General features: G+C 36.7%; 19 protein-coding genes. 4 read left to right on the top strand and 15 right to left on the bottom strand.

Annotated features, from left to right (window positions below; all coding sequences use genetic code 11):
- Positions 1–54: 54 nt before the first annotated feature.
- From recN to PHX18_00440, 15 genes are all read right to left on the bottom strand, one after another.
- The gene (gene recN / locus PHX18_00510) at positions 55–1,728 is read right to left on the bottom strand and encodes a DNA repair protein RecN (protein MDD3593090.1); all 1,674 of its coding nucleotides are present in this window, start codon (positions 1,726–1,728) and stop codon (positions 55–57) included.
- 6 nt (positions 1,729–1,734) lie between these two features.
- Complete coding sequence (locus PHX18_00505; GenBank protein ID MDD3593089.1) at positions 1,735–2,601, bottom strand: NAD(+)/NADH kinase; 867 nt, start codon at positions 2,599–2,601, stop codon at positions 1,735–1,737.
- A complete protein-coding gene (locus PHX18_00500) occupies positions 2,601–3,407 on the bottom strand; it encodes a TlyA family RNA methyltransferase (GenBank protein ID MDD3593088.1) in 807 nt (268 codons plus the stop codon). Before PHX18_00500 ends, PHX18_00505 begins: the two co-directional genes overlap by 1 nt.
- Before the next feature lie 6 nt (positions 3,408–3,413).
- Complete coding sequence (gene rfbA, locus PHX18_00495; GenBank protein ID MDD3593087.1) at positions 3,414–4,280, bottom strand: glucose-1-phosphate thymidylyltransferase RfbA; 867 nt, start codon at positions 4,278–4,280, stop codon at positions 3,414–3,416.
- A gap of 9 nt (positions 4,281–4,289) precedes the next feature.
- On the bottom strand, positions 4,290–5,132 hold the full coding sequence (gene rfbD / locus PHX18_00490) for a dTDP-4-dehydrorhamnose reductase (protein MDD3593086.1): 843 nt from the start codon (positions 5,130–5,132) through the stop codon (positions 4,290–4,292).
- A 10-nt stretch (positions 5,133–5,142) separates the two neighbouring features.
- Positions 5,143–6,129 carry a dTDP-glucose 4,6-dehydratase gene (gene rfbB / locus PHX18_00485; GenBank protein ID MDD3593085.1) on the bottom strand — a complete coding sequence of 329 codons (987 nt, stop codon included), beginning with the start codon at positions 6,127–6,129 and terminating at the stop codon, positions 5,143–5,145.
- Between the two features lie 3 nt (positions 6,130–6,132).
- Positions 6,133–6,696: a dTDP-4-dehydrorhamnose 3,5-epimerase gene (gene rfbC, locus PHX18_00480; protein ID MDD3593084.1), complete on the bottom strand. Its 564-nt coding sequence runs from the start codon at positions 6,694–6,696 to the stop codon at positions 6,133–6,135.
- A 136-nt stretch (positions 6,697–6,832) separates the two neighbouring features.
- A complete protein-coding gene (locus PHX18_00475) occupies positions 6,833–7,771 on the bottom strand; it encodes a hypothetical protein (GenBank protein ID MDD3593083.1) in 939 nt (312 codons plus the stop codon).
- A gap of 112 nt (positions 7,772–7,883) precedes the next feature.
- Positions 7,884–8,726, bottom strand: a complete 843-nt coding sequence (locus PHX18_00470; protein MDD3593082.1) for a carbohydrate ABC transporter permease — start codon at positions 8,724–8,726, stop codon at positions 7,884–7,886.
- Complete coding sequence (locus PHX18_00465; protein ID MDD3593081.1) at positions 8,719–9,597, bottom strand: sugar ABC transporter permease; 879 nt, start codon at positions 9,595–9,597, stop codon at positions 8,719–8,721. The genes PHX18_00470 and PHX18_00465 overlap by 8 nt, the downstream gene beginning before the upstream one ends.
- A gap of 112 nt (positions 9,598–9,709) precedes the next feature.
- On the bottom strand, positions 9,710–11,056 hold the full coding sequence (gene dacB, locus PHX18_00460) for a D-alanyl-D-alanine carboxypeptidase/D-alanyl-D-alanine-endopeptidase (GenBank protein ID MDD3593080.1): 1,347 nt from the start codon (positions 11,054–11,056) through the stop codon (positions 9,710–9,712).
- A gap of 132 nt (positions 11,057–11,188) precedes the next feature.
- Positions 11,189–11,467 (bottom strand): hypothetical protein, encoded by a 279-nt coding sequence (locus PHX18_00455; GenBank protein ID MDD3593079.1) that lies wholly within the window; start codon positions 11,465–11,467, stop codon positions 11,189–11,191.
- A gap of 110 nt (positions 11,468–11,577) precedes the next feature.
- Complete coding sequence (locus PHX18_00450; protein ID MDD3593078.1) at positions 11,578–12,792, bottom strand: HDOD domain-containing protein; 1,215 nt, start codon at positions 12,790–12,792, stop codon at positions 11,578–11,580.
- Positions 12,793–12,799: 7 nt separating this feature from the next.
- Complete coding sequence (locus tag PHX18_00445; protein ID MDD3593077.1) at positions 12,800–13,840, bottom strand: tetratricopeptide repeat protein; 1,041 nt, start codon at positions 13,838–13,840, stop codon at positions 12,800–12,802.
- Positions 13,841–13,908: 68 nt separating this feature from the next.
- Positions 13,909–14,217: a hypothetical protein gene (locus PHX18_00440; GenBank protein ID MDD3593076.1), complete on the bottom strand. Its 309-nt coding sequence runs from the start codon at positions 14,215–14,217 to the stop codon at positions 13,909–13,911.
- A gap of 3 nt (positions 14,218–14,220) precedes the next feature.
- On the opposite strand from PHX18_00440, the gene rpsO reads away from it, so the two are divergent.
- The 4 genes from rpsO to PHX18_00420 all read left to right on the top strand — a co-directional run bounded on the left by rpsO (position 14,221) and on the right by PHX18_00420 (position 16,885).
- The gene (gene rpsO / locus PHX18_00435; GenBank protein ID MDD3593075.1) at positions 14,221–14,490 is read left to right on the top strand and encodes a 30S ribosomal protein S15; all 270 of its coding nucleotides are present in this window, start codon (positions 14,221–14,223) and stop codon (positions 14,488–14,490) included.
- 114 nt (positions 14,491–14,604) lie between these two features.
- On the top strand, positions 14,605–15,477 hold the full coding sequence (locus PHX18_00430) for a hypothetical protein (GenBank protein ID MDD3593074.1): 873 nt from the start codon (positions 14,605–14,607) through the stop codon (positions 15,475–15,477).
- Between the two features lie 11 nt (positions 15,478–15,488).
- Positions 15,489–15,956 carry a signal peptidase II gene (lspA, locus tag PHX18_00425; protein ID MDD3593073.1) on the top strand — a complete coding sequence of 156 codons (468 nt, stop codon included), beginning with the start codon at positions 15,489–15,491 and terminating at the stop codon, positions 15,954–15,956.
- Positions 15,953–16,885: an RluA family pseudouridine synthase gene (locus PHX18_00420; protein ID MDD3593072.1), complete on the top strand. Its 933-nt coding sequence runs from the start codon at positions 15,953–15,955 to the stop codon at positions 16,883–16,885. Before lspA ends, PHX18_00420 begins: the two co-directional genes overlap by 4 nt.
- The last annotated feature ends 78 nt before the right edge of the window (positions 16,886–16,963 follow it).

The raw sequence follows: 16,963 nt of genomic DNA, 5'->3' as shown, positions 1-16,963 counted from the left end.
ATTACATTACCACCTTATACTGTATTAAAACCATAAAAATCTAAAAAATTGCCATTAATAAACTTGTTTCAGGTCCTTAATCAGTTTTTTTGCAAATTCGACGGATTCTTCATCCTGTTTGCCTGAGAGCATTTTAGAAATTACATTTGTTTTTTGTTCTTCCGTAAGTTTTTCTACCAAAACCTCAAAGCTGTTTGTGCTTTGATTTTTGCTGACGTGAAAATGAACATCGGCAACAGAAGCAATAATGGGTTGGTGGGTTATACACAAAATTTGGTGAGAATTTGCCAAAAGCGATAAATTGCGGGCGATAGCCTCTGAAGTCTTACCGCTGATTCCTGTATCAATTTCATCAAAAATAACGCTCATAATATCGTCAGCTTTGGCAAATATGGTTTTAATAGCAAGCATTACCCGTGAAATTTCTCCACCGCTTGCAATTCTTGCTAAAGGTTTAAACTCCTCGGCAGGATTGGTAATAATCATAAATTCAACATTGTCAGTGCCGTTTGCACTTACAGGAATTTGCTCTATATTAACGCTAAATTCGGCATAAGGCATTTCAAGTTTTTTCAATTCTTCGCTGACTGTCAAAGAAAGCTCCTGCGCAAGCTGCGCTCTTACGTTACTGATTTTTGAAGCTTTTTCATCGATAAAAGTTCTCATGGCTTTTAGCTGCTGTTCGTATTTGACAATATTGTCAGTGGAATTTTCCAGCTCGTCATATTCTTGCAAATATTTCTCAAGCGTATCTAAAACAGACTGTAAATCACCGCCGTATTTGCGTTTTAACTTGCTTAATATATCAAGTCTTGTTTGAATTTCTTCAAGCAGTTCAGGGTCAAAGTTCAGGTTTTCATGGTGGCTTCTAAGTTCATGCGCAGAATCTTTAAGTGTTATAACAGTTTCTTCAATATTTTGGGCAATGGCTGAAAGTTTTTCATCGAAATAAGCCCCTTTAGACAAAGTAGATTTAATCTCGTTAAGCCTGTCAATAACGGCGCCTTCTTCCTCATACAAAGCGCTGTATGCTCCAAAGCTCAAAGTTTTAAGCTCCTGGGCGTTAGCACAGATTTCCATTTTAGCAAAAAGCTCTTCGTATTCATTCGGGTCTTCTATATTTGCTGCTTGAATTTCTTCAATTTGAAATTTTAAAAAGTCCTTTTCCTGCTCATTTTTAGTATTATTTTCGAGCAACTTTTTATATTTAGCCTCAAGTTCCTGAAAGTCCTTAAATAATTTTTGAAACTCCAGAACACTTTCTCTATAGGATTTGTCGCCAAAATTGTCAAGCAAATTAATGTGGAGTTTCGGCTGCATATAAACATAAGTTTGGTGCTGGGAATGAATATCAAGAATAAATCGGCGCATTTCAAGCAGAGTATTTTGAGGGATAACAACCCCGTTAACCCTTGTTCTTGAAGATGTTTCGGTAATTTCTTTAGAAAAAATAACGACATTGCCATCCTCGGGTTCAATATCAAATTGTGAAGCAAAAACTTCCGCAATTTTGTCGGATAAAGAAATCTCGAGTTCGATTAAAGCTTTATTTTTGCCTGTTTTAACGACATCCTTTGGTATTTTAGCGCCCAGCGCAATATCAATGGCATCAATAATAATACTTTTGCCTGCCCCTGTTTCGCCTGTAATAATATTCAAACCCTTTTCAAAATCAATTTTTAAATTTTCAATGATAGTGTAATTTTGAATAGTTAAATAGTTAATCATCTTTTGCTATAAACCCCAGTAAAGTTTTTGGCGCAATACCCTGTAAAAATTGTTCTTATCTTGCGTAAGCATAACCAGCTTGGCTTTTTTATCGCTTTTTTCTATAAACACTGCTTCGTCTTTTTCCAATCGACAATTTTCCTGACCGTCAGCGGTAACATAAGTTATATCCACGGTATTTTCGGTGCGGATTTCTATTTTTTCTTTTTGGGAAACGACCAGTGGTCTTACTGTCAAAGAATGCGGACAGATAGGAGTAATTGCAATCGTTTTTAGTGTAGGCATAATAATAGGTCCGTGCGCAGAAAGGTTGTAAGCGGTAGAACCTGTAGGGGTAGAGATTATAAGCCCGTCCGCCAGATAATCGCAAACTTTGTTGCCGTTAATGCTTAGAAACAAACGGGAGGTTCTTGAAACAGCTCCGCCTTTCAGCACAATATCGTTAAGAGCGTCCAATTTAGTATTGGTGACAGAGGTTTGGCATTTTAACATCAAACGTTCCTGAATTTTGAACTCGCCTTTTAAAATTTTTTCAAGCCCGATTTTTAATTCATCATGCCCGATTTGCGCCAAAAATCCGAGCCTCCCTGCATTTATACCGAAAACAGGAACATCAAAATTGGAATAAAATCTTGCACTGGATAAAAGAGTGCCATCGCCTCCGATAGTAACTACAAAAGTAGCGTCTTTATCAAAGTTTAAATCAGTAAGTGATTGTTTAGGGCTAATGTCCTGACAGGTATAGTTAAAAGAGTTTTTTTCAAGGAATTTCATAAGCACCTGTGCAACTTTATAAGAATTTTTTTGGTCGATGTTGCAGATTATATTTATCTTTCCAAGATTTATTGAGGTATCTTCGTTAGAAATTATCACTACAGTTCTACTTTCTCTATTACTTCTAGTATTTTATCATCTAAAATATTATTTTCATTATTTGTTAAGTAAATAAGATATTCTATATTTCCCTTGGGACCTTTAATTGGTGAAAAAGTAAGCTTTTGGGGATAAAGTTTGTTTTCATAAGCAAATTGTACGATATTTTTAATAACTTCCAAATGTACTTTTTTATCCGTAACCACACCGTTTTTGCCGATACTTTCCCTTCCTGCCTCAAATTGAGGCTTTATCAGGCATACAATTGCAAACTCATCTTTTAAAAACCTTCTTATATTTCTCAAAACCTTTGTAATTGATATAAAAGACAAGTCCATCGCGCAAAAATCACACTTTTCATCATCCGGATTGTCAAAAATATCGTTTAACTCACAGTTTTTAATATTGGTACGCTCAATAACTTTAACCTTGGGATTTTGCCTGATTTTCCAGGCAATCTGCCCGTAACCGACATCAACCGCATAAATAAATTTTGCATTGTTTTGAAGCATACAATCGGTAAAGCCGCCTGTAGAAGCACCGGCATCAAGACAAATTTTGCCTGCAGGATTTATAGCGAATTCTTTTAATGCTTTTTCAAGCTTAAAGCCGCCTCTGCTGACGTAAGGCATAGTTTTTACAACTATATCAAGCTCTAAAGGATTAGCAAATCCCTGTCCCGGTTTGGTTATTTTTTCGTTGTTGACCAAAACATCACCCGACATAATCAAAGATTGTGCCTTGGATTTTGTTTCAACAAGCCCTAAATCAACTAAAATTTTATCTAACCGTTCTTTGCCAGCCATAATTTTTTACTTACTTACGCAGGAGCGGACATAGTTGTAATATTCGTTGTTTTTGAACGGTGCGGCAAATTCTAAAATTTCTTTTTTCGTTAAGAACCCTTTTCTAAGCGCAACTTCTTCAAGGCAGGCTATTTTGATGCCTTGGTTATTTTCAATTGTGCGGACAAACTGGCTTGCTTCAAGAAGAGAAGTATGTGTACCTGTATCAAGCCAGGCAAAGCCACGGCCTAAAAGCTCAACGTTTAGCTTACCCTGATTTAAATATGTATTGTTCAAATCCGTGATTTCAAGTTCGCCTCTTGCGGAAGGTTTTTGGGCTTTGGCATATTCTACAACTTTATTGTCGTAGAAGTATAATCCCGTAACAGCGTAGTTGGACTTGGGGGCTTTAGGTTTTTCTTCAAGTGAAATTGCTTTGCCGCTTTCATCAAATTCTACAACCCCGAAGCGTTCAGGGTCTTTGACGTAATAACCGAAAACGGTTGCTCCTTCCTGCCTTTGCGCAGCTTCTGCCAATAGTTTAGAAAAGCCTACGCCGTAAAAAATATTATCACCTAAAACCATAGCAACGTTATCATTGCCGATAAAATTTTCACCTATAATAAACGCCTGCGCCAAACCATCGGGGCTTGGCTGCTCAGCGTAGGTAAACTTTACACCGAATTGTTTGCCTGTACCCAAAAGTTTTTCAAAATGAGGTAAATCGTGCGGAGTAGAAATAATAAGAATATCTTTAATCCCTGCAAGCATAAGTACAGAAACAGGGTGATAAATCATAGGTTTATCATATACAGGCAAAATTTGTTTAGAAACAGCTATTGTAGAAGGATAAAGTCTTGTTCCCGAACCACCTGCTAAAACAATTCCTTTCATTTGCAACTCCTATCTTAATTTCATATAATCTTCAAGCGCTTCTTCCCAATGTCTGCAAATATTGTTATTGTCCATAACCGAGTAAGCGGGACGTTTTGCAGGGCGGGGAAACTCTTCTGTAGTACATGGTTTAAGGTTAACATACATTCTTGCAAGTTCAAAGATTTTTTTTGCAAAACCGTACCAGCTTGTAAATCCTGAACCGCAAATATGGTAAATACCGTAAGGTTTTTGTTCCCTGATGATTTTTATAATGCCGTTGGCAAGCTCCATAGTCCAGGTAGGGCAGCCTATTTGGTCGTCTACAACTTTAAGTTCGGGCATTTTTTGCGCCAAAGCAATCATTGTTTCTACAAAGTTTTTGCCATGAATGCCATATAACCAGCTTGTTCTGGCGATGAAATACTTTTTAGTCTGCTCTTTAACTGCAAGTTCTCCGCCTAATTTTGTAGCGCCGTAAACACTTTGAGGATCAGGCTTATCTGTGGGCTCGTAAGGTCTTAAACCTCTGCCGTCAAAAACATAATCCGTACTGACGGCTAAAATAGGGATATCGTATTTTTTCGCCTGAAGGGCAATGTTTTTGGAACCCAGAACATTTATTTTTTCGGCTAATTCCGGATTTTCTTCCGCGCCGTCAACATTAGTATAAGCGGCGCAATGGACAATAAAATCAGGAGTATTATTTGCAAAAAACTCTTCAACTTGGGTTAAATCGGTAATATCAAGATTATCAATATCGGTTTTTATAACCTCAAAGCCTTCTGCTTCAAGAGCAGGACACAAATCCTTGCCTAACATGCCATTTGCGCCTGTTACAAGAATTTTTTGCGGTAACTTAGCTTCGGACATCAAAAACTCCTTAATTCACAGCCATAGCGGATTTTTTAGCTTCAATGGATTTAATCCAGTCCTGATTGTTCAAATACCAGTTAATGGTTAATTGAATACCTTCTTCAAAAGTAACGGAAGGCGACCACCCGAGTTCATTTTGAATTTTAGAGCTGTCAATGGCATATCTTCTGTCATGTCCTAACCTGTCTTCAACATATTGTATTGAGCTTTCGTTTTTGTTCATAGCGCTCAATAAAATGCGGGTGATTTCCATGTTGGTTTTTTCGTTATTACCGCCTATGTTGTAAACTTCGCCGGCTTTGCCCCGGTGTAAGACACGGTCAATAGCGCTGCAATGGTCATAAACATACAGCCAATCCCTTACATTTAAGCCGTCTCCGTAAACGGGAACTTTTTTATCATTTAGCAAATTGCCTATGAAGAACGGGATTAACTTTTCGGGGTATTGATAAGGACCGTAGTTATTGGAGCAGCGTGTTGTAAGAACAGGCATACCATAAGTTTCAAAATAAGCTCTGACAAGTAAATCTGCCCCGGCTTTGCTTGAGGAATAAGGACTGTTAGGGGCTATAGGGGTTTGTTCAGTAAAGTAACCCGTCTTGCCCAGGCTGCCGTAAACTTCATCGGTAGAAACCTGCAAATAACGTTCAACTTTTGCTTCTTTAGCCGCTTGAAGAAGATTTAAAGTGCCTTTTATATTTGTTTCTATAAAAATCTCGGGTCCTGTAATACTTCTGTCAACGTGGCTTTCTGCCGCAAAATTTACACAAACATCAACGTCATGCATTAATTCTAAAACTAATTTTTTATCACAAATATCACCGTGTACGAATTTATAGTTAGGGTTGGTTTTAACATCATCAAGATTTTCTATATTGCCTGCATAAGTAAGAGCATCAAGGTTAATGATTTTATAATCAGGGTGAGTGGTAAGCATTTGCCTTACAAAGCAACTTCCTATAAATCCGGCTCCGCCGGTAACCAGTATACGCATAAATTACTCCTTATATTTAAAATTGTGAATAGAATCTTTAGCAAACGGTAAAGCCGCATCTTTTTGGGAAACAACAGGGTCAAAATCAATTCCCCAAGTTATGTTTATATCGGGGTCATCCCAGCGGATGCCGCCGTCTGACTCTAAATTGAATTCGTTAGAAGCTTTATAAGCTAATTCAGCTTCATCAGAAAGAACAAGAAAACCATGCGCAAAACCCTCGGGTATGAAAAGCATACTTTTGTTTTCCTCAGACAGTTCAAAACCAACCCATTTAAGGTAATCGGCAGAACCCTTCCTTATATCTACGGCAACATCAAACACGTTTCCTCTTATGCATCTGACTAACTTTGCCTGTGCATAAGGATTTTCTTGAAAATGCAATCCTCTAAGGACGCCTTTGGTGGATTTAGAATGATTGTCCTGATTGAATTCCGCGTTAATACCCGCTTTTTGAAAGTCGCTTTTTTTATAACTTTCAAGGAAAAATCCTCTTTCGTCACCGAAAACTTTCGGCTTTATAAGAATAACTCCCTCAAGTTCCGTATTTACAAATTCAAATGGCATATTGCAAAACTATCCTTAAGCTCTTTACCATTTAATTTTACTATAAAAATAAGGGTAAGTTCGGTTTTTTACAGACTTTTTACAAAGGTACAAAAAAGCCGGCGTTAGCCGGCTTTTTATTATATGAAATTATTAATTATTTACGGCCGCAGCCTTCTTTTTGTCTGGCTTTCATTTCTTTAATTTTTGCTTTTCTGGCTTTTTGAATTTCTTTGTAAGTGATTTTTTGTTCTTTTGTTAAAATAGCCTTAAATTCTTTTTCGGTTTGTTTTCTGACTTTTTTCATTTGTTTTTTGACAGATTGACTATCTTTTTTAAGAGCTTTTAATTGTTTGGTTTTTTCAGATTGTTCCATTTCACAACATTTAAGTTTTTTAATCTCTATTTTTTTAGCCCGGTATTGCTCAATAAGAGGACGCATTTTAACGCTACCTTCTTCTCTTATTTTAATAGCTTGCAGTTTTTGTTCGGCAGTCAGGCATAACATCTTATCCGCTTCGCAAAAATAATTTTTTACAGCTTCTTTATTGCAGGGACATTTTGCTGCATCGCAGGGTGATTTTTTATTACAATCACAAGGGGTTTTGCCGTAAGGACAAGGTTTATTAATGTCGCAGGGTGATTTTTTATCACAGTCGCAAGGGGTTTTGCCGTAAGGACAAGGTTTATTAATGCCGCAGGGTGATTTTTTATCACAGTCGCAAGGGGTTTTGCTGCAAGGACAAGGTTTATTAATATCGCAGGGTGATTTTTTATCACAATCACAAGGGGTTTTGCCGCAGTTGCAAACAGGTTTCACAGCGCAAGGAGGACAAACTTCTGATTTTTTGTCGCATTTGCAGGGGGTTTTAATATCACAAGGCTGGCTTTTTTCGGTTTCACAAGGTTGTGCCTCTTCTTGGGCAGGTTTTTGGGTATCTACAGGAACAGCTGCGCCCGTAGGTTTTTGAGATTCAATTATTTGATTTACTTCCGTTGGCTTTTTAAAGTGAAAGAAAGGGATTTTTGCATCACAGGTATTTTGAACCGCCCAAAATATACTCATAGCTAAAACGGTAGTGAAAAACTTTTTCATGAATTACTCCTTATACATTTTACAAAAATAATTTAATGTACCCACTCTACCATGAATTTTAAATTTAAAATAGTACAATCGGGTATAATTTTAAGCTTTACAAATATTCTGTTTATCCTTTGACAGCGCCTTGGGTCTGACCGCCGATGAAATATTTTTGTAATGCCAGAAAGAAAATTAGAATCGGAACAATGGAAATAATGGCGCCGGCTGAAATAAACCGCCAATTAGAGCTGAAAAACCCCTGTAAATAGTTCAGCCCTACAGGCAGAGTGAACATTTCCTGCTTGGTAAGTACAATGCTCGGCCACAAAAATTCACCCCAGCACCCTACAAAAGTGAAGATAGCAAGAGTCGCCAAAGAGGGTTTTACCAGCGGCAATAGCACTCTGAACCAAATTTGAAAAACATTGCAGCCGTCAATAATGGCTGCCTCCTCGAGTTCTTTGGGTATAGCCATAAAAGCTTGCCTCATAAGTAAAATTCCGAATGCACTAACCCCAAAAGGCAAAATTAACCCCAAAAATCCTGCAATATTAGAGGCGCTGTCGACCAAATTTAACCTCAAAACGAGCAAATACAACGGAATCATAATAACCTGAAACGGAATCATCAAAGTGGCAAGCATTGCAAAAAATACATAGTCCTTGCCTTTAAATTCCATCTTTGCCAAAGGGTAACCTGCCAAAGAAGCAAATAAAAGATTCAATACAATCGTAGCAACAGCAACAATAGTGCTGTTTATGATATAGCCCATAAAAGGTATTTGGTTCCAGGCTCCGATAAAGTTGTCAAAAGTGATTTTTTGAGGGATAAATTGGGGCGGATATGCAAAAATATTTTCTCCCGGGGATTTCAATGCAGTAGAAATCAACCATAGGAAAGGTCCTACGGAAATTATGACCATCAAAATTAAGAAAATATGGCTGGCAAGTTTTTTGATTATTCTATCCATTAAAAGCCTGCCCTTCTATTTTTTTAATATTAAATACCGAAATCAGCATTATAATAGCCATCAGCACAATACCTACGGCGGAAGCATAGCCTAAATCAAGGTTTTCAAACCCTTTTTGATAAATATAATAAACAATGGTCATACTGGAGTTCAAAGGACCGCCCTGCGTCATAATGAATATTTCAACAAAGACTTTCATTGCGCTGATTGAGCTTATAATCGTAACAAGCGCAATAGCAGGAAGCAAATGCGGAACAGTTACGGCGAAATGTTTTTGCAACAGTGATGCTCCGTCGATATCTGCCGCCTCATACAAATCCTGAGGCACGCTTGTCAACGCTGCCAGGTATATCATCATATAATATCCCAGCCCTTTCCAGACAGTAACGGCTATGACGCTGTACAAGGCATATTTGGGGTCGGTGAGAAATCCTATCTTATGCACTCCGAAAAAAGACAACAGATAGTTCAAAATCCCGTTGTCGGCATAAAGCCACTTCCAGGCAATCCCCGCAACAACTATAGAGACTATAACGGGCAAGTAAATAGAAACCTTATAAAAATTAATGAGCCTGAGTTTTTGGTTAATAACAACCGCAATTATCAACGGTAAAACCACCAATAGCGGTACTGCAACAACCAAATAAATCACCGTATTAATCAACGTTTTATAAAACATTGGAGAGTGAAAAAGCTTGATGTAATTGCCAATGCCTACAAAAACAGGGTTGTAAATGTCTTTTGAATAATCAAGCAGGCTTATGTAAAAACTCTCAAAAAACGGTAAGAAAAAAAACACCGCAAGCATAATCAAAGCAGGTGCAACAAACAGATAAGGAACATATTTTTTACAATATCTCGAATAATCCATATTTAGATTTTAACAAGTTTTTTGAATTTTGGCATTAAATTTACAAGCTTTTAGGCTTAAACTTAAAAAGAAAAATCAAATAAAACTCCGGCTTCAATATGAACACATAAATTTACTCGGAATATATGGCTCTGATTAAATTATTTTCGAATTCCTTCGGTTTTGCCCCTTCGGGCAAATTATCAAGCATAATGGAAAAAGCCAGCTGCTCTCCGTCCTGTGTTGTAATGTAGCCTGCAACAGTACTTGTATTGGAAAGGGTGCCGGTTTTAACATTTAATTTGCCGTCAAGTTCACCTAAGCGTCCGGAGAAAGTTCCATCGGAAGGTGTTGCCATAGAACTTTTTAACTCGTTAAAATATTTTGTTTTTGAAATGGCACAAAGCGCTTTTGTCTGCCAATCAGAGGTCAGTAAATTGTTCATAGAAGCTCCTGATGCGTCGGCAACTATTATTCCTTCTGTGTAAACCCCTAAATCTTGATAAAATAGTTTGAAGCGCTCAAGCCCGTTTTTTGTAGAGCCTGTTTGTCCGCTTGATACAGCACCTAAATGCTTCAACAGTATTTCCGCCGCCAGATTATCACTGCGTTTATTTATCGCATACAGAACTTCTTTAACGGTGTGGTATATGCTCGATAACTCATAGGAAAATCTCGGCGTTTTTTCATATTTAATCATGGGGTTAACGGCAAGGTTAAAATGCTGTAAAGTTTTGAAAAAATAGGATTTGAACATTTCTTCCGTATTAAGGGCAGGGATTTTAAACTCGGTATTTTGTGAAATTTCACCCTCAATAACAGCCGCTCTTTTGCTAAAAGGGTCTCTGCTTATATTATAATAGTCCGTTTGAGAAACTTTTAACCTTACAATAGTCGGCTCGTGGTATGTGCTGCAAAAAGAAGGTATTATTTTATTTTTGACTATTTCGGCTCTTACGCAAAATAAATTTCTGTTGATTATATAAGGACTCATTTGCGGAAAAAATCCGCTTGCGTTGTCATCGGCGTACCACCCTACTCCGTACGGAATTTTGTCAATAATAGTATCGTCGATGACAAAATCCTTAGTTGTTTTGTAGTTGTTGGCAAGCAGCTGCGAGATGATATAAAACATATTGGATTCGTCAAAAAGCGGGTCGCCGGAAACTTTTAAGTAGGTAGTGTTTGCATCTTTCCAAAAGCCTGTTATGAATTTATAATCCAACCCCAAAAAATCTAAAGCCGCGGCACTTGTGAAAAATTTCAAAGTAGAGGCAGGTCTTGCAAGCACAGAGGAGTTTTTTTGGTACAAAATTCCTCCTGTCTGAAGGTTGCGCACACTAACCGACACAATGGAAGATTTTGATACAGGATTGGAATTTATGGTATTTTCAAGCAATTGGGCGTTCAAAGCCCAAGCCTTGCACCCGAAGCCCGCGCAAAATAATAAAATCAGAAATGTAAAAATAACTCGTTTCATACAATGCAGTATATAAAAATTTGAACAAAAAAACAAATTTGCGGATATTTTGGGGTACGAAGTAAAATTTGTAGAAAAATAAAGACCATTGAAACATATCAACGGTCTTTTTAAAATTCTAAATTTTAAAGACTAAACTAATTTGAATTCAACATGCATTTCTTTTTGAGAACCGGCTTCAACTTGGAAATACTGAACAATAGCGTTGAATTTTTCTTTGCCCATGACTAATTCAAAAGTAGCATCTTTATTGTTTTTGTAAGTGTTTACAAAGTCCCTTTTGTTTAACTGGACGGAAACAGAAGCTTTATCTTTGCCGTAAATTGTAGCCGGTAAATTTCCTTCAGCTCTGATTTGACGAGGGTTTTTAGTTTCATCTCTTTTTTCTATCTCTAATACAATATTGCTCATTTCTAACTCCTTTATGATGCGTTTTATTTAATACAATTAATGCTTATACAGAAAATTGTACATGATAAAAAATTTTTTTCAAACGCAAAAACAAAAGTGGTATCAGCTAACTATTGAAAGAAACCTTCAAGCTCATGAATTTCAGGTAAATCTTCATTGATAAGGCAATAAATACGGGAGATATCGCCATGGTTTATACCCAAAATCGTCAAAATATTAGGGTCAAAATATTCATTCTCAAGATTTATGTTACTTGCTAAAACGTGTGCAAATACATTTCCGATAGCAATGACGCTAACTAATTCACGGTGTTCTTCATCTGCTTCAAACGGGTTGTGATGATATTGAACAGTCTGACTGATAGCTTCAGGTAAATTCCAGTGAGTGGTAATCAAAGCGCCAACCTCGCAGTGATCCAGTCCGCAGTATTTTTTTTCTATAACAAGATTATTATTCATGTCGGAATAATCAAATTCGCTCAATGCCAAAACGTAGTTGGGATGGTCGTACTGGTCTAAAATAATTTTGCCCATATCATGCAAAATAGCGGCGCTGAAAATATGCTCCTCATAATTTTTATGCAAATACTTATTAATGTTTTTAGCAGCTATGGCGCATAATAAAGAGTGTTTCCAAAGTTGCTTGTAATCCAGCATTTTAGACTGCTCCATTTTAGGCGCAAAGATTTTGAAAATCGAAGAAGAAAGTACAAGCCCCCTGATAGTGGTAAAACCTAAAATAGCAATGGAATGTTGAATGGAAGATATTTGTTTAGGGAAGCCGTAATAGGCTGAATTAACCAATCTAAGAACTCTTGAGGTTAAACCAGCATCCTGCGAAATAACATTTGAAAGCTGCAGCGCTGATGAGTTGGGGTTTTGAATAAGAGCTACAACTTTATTGACGATTTCAGGCAGGGAAGGAATATCACGAACCTTTTGTTTGATTTTTTCAGCTTTAATTTTTATTTTTTCATCAGAAAATTCAACCCCCATTAATAATTCTTCAGTCAATGAATGTAAACGGACACCTTTTTTCTTAAGTTCATCAATAATCCAGGCTTTCGCAATATTATCAGGCGCCATTCTGTCAAGATTAAGCACAATAACATCCGTAAATTTGCCGGAACCGGCTTCGTCCAAAAGTTTGAAAAGTTCGCTTTTATAATCTTCGGTGCTTTCTTTCGGTTCAATAAAATTTTGTAAAAATTCCATATTGTTTTTTTCGCAAAAATCGGCAATATGCTCTATTTGAACCTTAATTTCAATTTCACGTTCAATTTCATGTTTTCCGGTGGCACTAATATATCCGACAGCTTTTTTCAAATTAACCTCATTCTTTTTTGTAACTGCAAGTACGCATGTTTTCCAGCATAGCTCTATCGAGTTCTTCAGAAGCTACAATTTTACCATTAACAAAAGTAGGCTCATACCTCCTGATGGGGTCGTTGTTTAATTTTTCTATTAACTCTTTATAATCTTGCTGTGCGTACAGTTTTTTTGATGTTTCGCTCAAAACATCGTATATATAACGTGTCTTAAATCCATCTCCCGCAGAATCAACAATCAACGCAGCTTTTTCAAGCTCAAGTATAGCATCGAGATAATTGTTCTCTTCCCTCAAAAGCACCGCCATATTGTAATGGGCATCATAATCAAACGGACGCATTTCTATACACTTGCAGTAAAATGCTTTTGCCTCGGTAGATTCGCCTAAGAGCTGTAAACTTAATGCCAAATTAAAATACGCGTTATAATTGTTCTTCATAAGTTCAATGGACTTTTTATAAACTTCAACGGATTGCTGAAGATTTTTTCTAACCGCTAAAAGATTTTCGCTATTGAGAAGCGACTTCCATTTGTAAGCCAAGCCCATGTTATAAAACGCGGTAGATTTGTTGTAAATAACATACTCTTTATTATTGTAAAGCATGGGAATATTGATATAAAAAGGGGCATCGTCAATAGTGGTTTGATATTCCTTGATAGCTCTGTCATAGTCAAAAAACTTTTCCGAAAGTAAAATACCGAGCGCAATCCTTGCAGTCATATATTTGGGGTTGTATTTTAAAGAATGTTCATACGCGCCCAGCGCGCTGTTATAGTCTTCATAAACAGCATAAATATTCCCGAGGTTATAACTTGCTTTAGGGTGCTGCGGATACAATACCAAAGCTTCATTATAGTAGTTAATAGCACCTGTTAAATCATGACTTCGGTATTTTTTATCCCCCTGATAGACTTTGTAAAAAGATTTTGTAACCTTCCAGGCGGTTCGGACTTTTTGAGGGAAAAACACTACAAAACTGATTCCCAACACAATCAGAATTAGGATTATAACTTTTAAAGCTGTGCTTTTAATAAAATTAAGCATACTATTACCCACTATGACTAATACCATTATAAGACTAAAGCACCGTGTTAGGGAATACACAATTTAGCCTAATCTTGTAAATATGATAACAGCATATATTCGACTCTTACCCAGACACAATCCAATTCAGGCTGACACTGCGTCAGCCCTTTTTTTGCGCCGCCGACGCAGGTTGATTGTTGTACGATTTTAGAACATGTGTGTTTAACCGGTGTCGGATTCAGAATAACGAGGCTTGGGCGATGTTCAACTCTTAAGCTCTTCACCTTTTCATCTATTAACAGGACTTTGTTTTTTTGCCTGACATAATCCGCTTGCAAAAAAAGTTCTTTTGTAATAAGAATATAAAAAGCAAGTGAAAAAGAAAAAGAGGACACAGCATGTCATTAGATGCAACTAAAAAAGCGGAAGTAATAAAAAAATTCGGCAAATCTGCTAAAAATACAGGTTCTGTTGAAGTACAAATAGCGCTTTTAACAACTAATGTTACCGAGCTTACCGAACACCTTAAAGAACATAAAAAAGACTTTCAAGGCAGAAGAGGCTTGTTAATGATGGTAGGTAAAAGAAAAAGACTTCTTGCTTACTTAAAGAAAGAAAATCTGGAAAAGTACAGAGATTTGATTAAGCAACTTAAAATCAGAGGATAATCGGTTTTTTAAAAAACCGATTTTTTTTGCCGTTAATGTTTGTTGGTTGCTATTCTCAAAAAACAGTTTTATAATAAGCAATATCCCTTTTAGTTATATTAGAATAGGAATTACATGAAGAGATTTTTAACTTTAATTTTAACCTTATGTGCAATCAGTTTTGCACAAGTTTCGTTTGCGCAGGAAGATTTAACATTTAGCATAAATGATGTTAGAAAGCAGGAAATAACAAAAGTCATTAATGAAATAGAAACATATTCAAATGCGAAAAATCAAAAAGCGCTCAGCAAACTCTACAGCGAAGATTATGCCAATGATGACGGATTTAATAAGGAAGAACTGCTTGTAGTCATAAAGAAAACCTATGATGCTTACAATGATTTAAAATTCGAGATTAAAATTGATGACATAATAGTGAACAACAACTATGCGGCGGTTGTTTTAACAGAAAAAATAACAGGCAAGACTAAGCAAAACTCTGAAATTATTACAGAACAAGGGCATTTGAATGTTTATATAAAAGAAGTAATATATTTAAAAAAGATAAACGCTTCCTGGGCAGTATATTACGAAGATGTGCTGATTGAAAAATCAGGGCTGGCGTACGGGGCGGCAAAAAAAATCTGCGCTGATATTACAGCGCCGCTAAAAGTTGCGTCGGACAGCGATTACACGGCTTCTCTTATTATAGATATTCCAAGCAACACAGCGGCATTAGCATCCATAAATAACGAGCCTATAACTCCTGACTTAAAAACGGGTAAGGAAATATTCAGACAAGTTCCTTTAAATAACTCTGTTTTAGAGCGGGTTATGAAAGCCAATAAAAAAGGGCAAAATGAAATGGTGATAGCATCTGTAGGGTTGACGCAGCTTGTTGAAGAGGCTTCTTCCAAGCAGACGAAAATAAAACTGGGCGGACTTCTTATTTTAATGGAAAAAGTAGATGTATTTTGTCCTGCTAAACAAGACGAAATCAAAAAATAACGGTACAAAATATGGCTGATAACAAAATCAAAAATATCATCATTTTTTTCTCAATAGCTGCGATTTGTATAATATCAGACCAGCTGGTTAAATTTTTTGTTAACCAAAATTTGGCTTTTAATGTGCATTACAGCCTTATAAACAATTTAATCGGTGTGAATTTAACCTATAATACCGGGGCGGGCTTCAGTATTTTTCAAAATCAAACCTTGCTTTTGAGCGTTGTTTCGGCTGCGGTATCAGGCTTCATTATATGGTATATTTTTGCCATGAAAAATCTTAAACCCGCTTATTATATAGCCTTGGGGTTTATACTCGGCGGAGCGGCGGGCAACCTTATTGACAGATTAGTGTATTCTTATGTAATTGACTTTTTAAGGCTGGAGTTTATAAACTTTCCTGTTTTTAATCTTGCTGATATTTTTATTAATATAGGTGCTATTATTTTAATTGTGCAGTTATTTACATATAAAAAATGACCGGAGAATTTTTCATAAAACAAGAAGTAGAGTTAGAAGATGTATCAAAACGTCTTGATATTTATCTGTCAGAAATTTTGCCCGAGTTTTCACGCAGCAGAATACAAACTCTTATAAAAGACAGCTCAAGCATAACCGTTAATTCCCAAAGTTCCAAAAATTCTTATAAACTCAAACTTGGCGATATTATAACAATCCGTATGCCCGAAGCAAAAGAGTTGAACCTCAAAGCGCAAGACCTGAACCTGGATATAATTTATGAAAATGACGATTTGCTTGTTGTTAATAAACCGTTTGGAATGCTTACCCATCCGACAGGCATGGAGAGTGAAAACACCCTTGTAAACGGGCTTTTGTATCATTGCCGCGAAAATCTCTCCGGTATAAACGGTATTTTAAGACCCGGAATTGTACACAGGCTGGACAAAGATACCTCGGGTTTATTAATGGTAGCAAAAAATGATTTTGCGCATGGGCATCTTTCAGGGCAAATTAAAGAGAAAACAGCTGTCCGAAAGTATTTAACAATAGTTCATGGCAATTTAAAAGAAGATGAAGGCACAATAGACTTGCCTATAGACAGGCATCGCAGCGAAAAATGCAAAATGGCGGTGGATGAAAAAGGGAAAAACGCAATTACCATGTATAAAGTACTGGAGCGCTTTGGTGATTATACGTTTGTGGAAGCAGCGCTAAGAACAGGACGAACACACCAAATCAGGGTACACTTTTCTTACCTTAAATATCCGCTTTACGGTGATAAATTATATGGCGGCAGCAGCGTAAAAGTAAAAACAACAGGGCAAGTTTTGCAATCATATTCGTTGAAATTTATAAATCCCAAAGATAATAAGGAGTTATCGTTTGAAATTCCCCCTGATGAAGACCTGACAAAGGTTTTGAAATATCTTCGCTCAAGAAAACAATGAAATTTACATCCGGCAGGGTTCTTACTGCAAAAATCGAAAAAACAATTCTTCTGACTTGTGTAGCGGGCTTGAAGTAGT

It is taken from the genome of Candidatus Gastranaerophilales bacterium, assembly GCA_028696075.1.
Lineage (GTDB): Bacteria > Cyanobacteriota > Vampirovibrionia > Gastranaerophilales > JAILCC01 > JAQVHS01.
The sequence above is the reverse complement of the archived record's forward strand: the minus strand, read 5'-3'. Positions and strand labels throughout refer to the sequence as shown.

Excerpts from the sequence above, each read along its gene's own strand:
- recN (MDD3593090.1), bottom strand. The coding sequence starts at position 1,728 with ATGATTAACTATTTAACTATTCAAAATTACACTATCATTGAAAATTTA.
- rfbD (MDD3593086.1), bottom strand. The coding sequence starts at position 5,132 with ATGTCCGAAGCTAAGTTACCGCAAAAAATTCTTGTAACAGGCGCAAAT.
- PHX18_00445 (MDD3593077.1), bottom strand. The coding sequence starts at position 13,840 with ATGCTTAATTTTATTAAAAGCACAGCTTTAAAAGTTATAATCCTAATT.
- rfbA (MDD3593087.1), bottom strand. The coding sequence starts at position 4,280 with ATGAAAGGAATTGTTTTAGCAGGTGGTTCGGGAACAAGACTTTATCCT.
- rfbC (MDD3593084.1), bottom strand. The coding sequence starts at position 6,696 with ATGCCATTTGAATTTGTAAATACGGAACTTGAGGGAGTTATTCTTATA.
- PHX18_00500 (MDD3593088.1), bottom strand. The coding sequence starts at position 3,407 with ATGGCTGGCAAAGAACGGTTAGATAAAATTTTAGTTGATTTAGGGCTT.
- PHX18_00465 (MDD3593081.1), bottom strand. The coding sequence starts at position 9,597 with ATGGATTATTCGAGATATTGTAAAAAATATGTTCCTTATCTGTTTGTT.
- rfbB (MDD3593085.1), bottom strand. The coding sequence starts at position 6,129 with ATGCGTATACTGGTTACCGGCGGAGCCGGATTTATAGGAAGTTGCTTT.
- PHX18_00455 (MDD3593079.1), bottom strand. The coding sequence starts at position 11,467 with ATGAGCAATATTGTATTAGAGATAGAAAAAAGAGATGAAACTAAAAAC.
- PHX18_00420 (MDD3593072.1), top strand. The coding sequence starts at position 15,953 with ATGACCGGAGAATTTTTCATAAAACAAGAAGTAGAGTTAGAAGATGTA.
- PHX18_00430 (MDD3593074.1), top strand. The coding sequence starts at position 14,605 with ATGAAGAGATTTTTAACTTTAATTTTAACCTTATGTGCAATCAGTTTT.
- lspA (MDD3593073.1), top strand. The coding sequence starts at position 15,489 with ATGGCTGATAACAAAATCAAAAATATCATCATTTTTTTCTCAATAGCT.
- rpsO (MDD3593075.1), top strand. The coding sequence starts at position 14,221 with ATGTCATTAGATGCAACTAAAAAAGCGGAAGTAATAAAAAAATTCGGC.
- PHX18_00470 (MDD3593082.1), bottom strand. The coding sequence starts at position 8,726 with ATGGATAGAATAATCAAAAAACTTGCCAGCCATATTTTCTTAATTTTG.
- dacB (MDD3593080.1), bottom strand. The coding sequence starts at position 11,056 with ATGAAACGAGTTATTTTTACATTTCTGATTTTATTATTTTGCGCGGGC.
- PHX18_00475 (MDD3593083.1), bottom strand. The coding sequence starts at position 7,771 with ATGAAAAAGTTTTTCACTACCGTTTTAGCTATGAGTATATTTTGGGCG.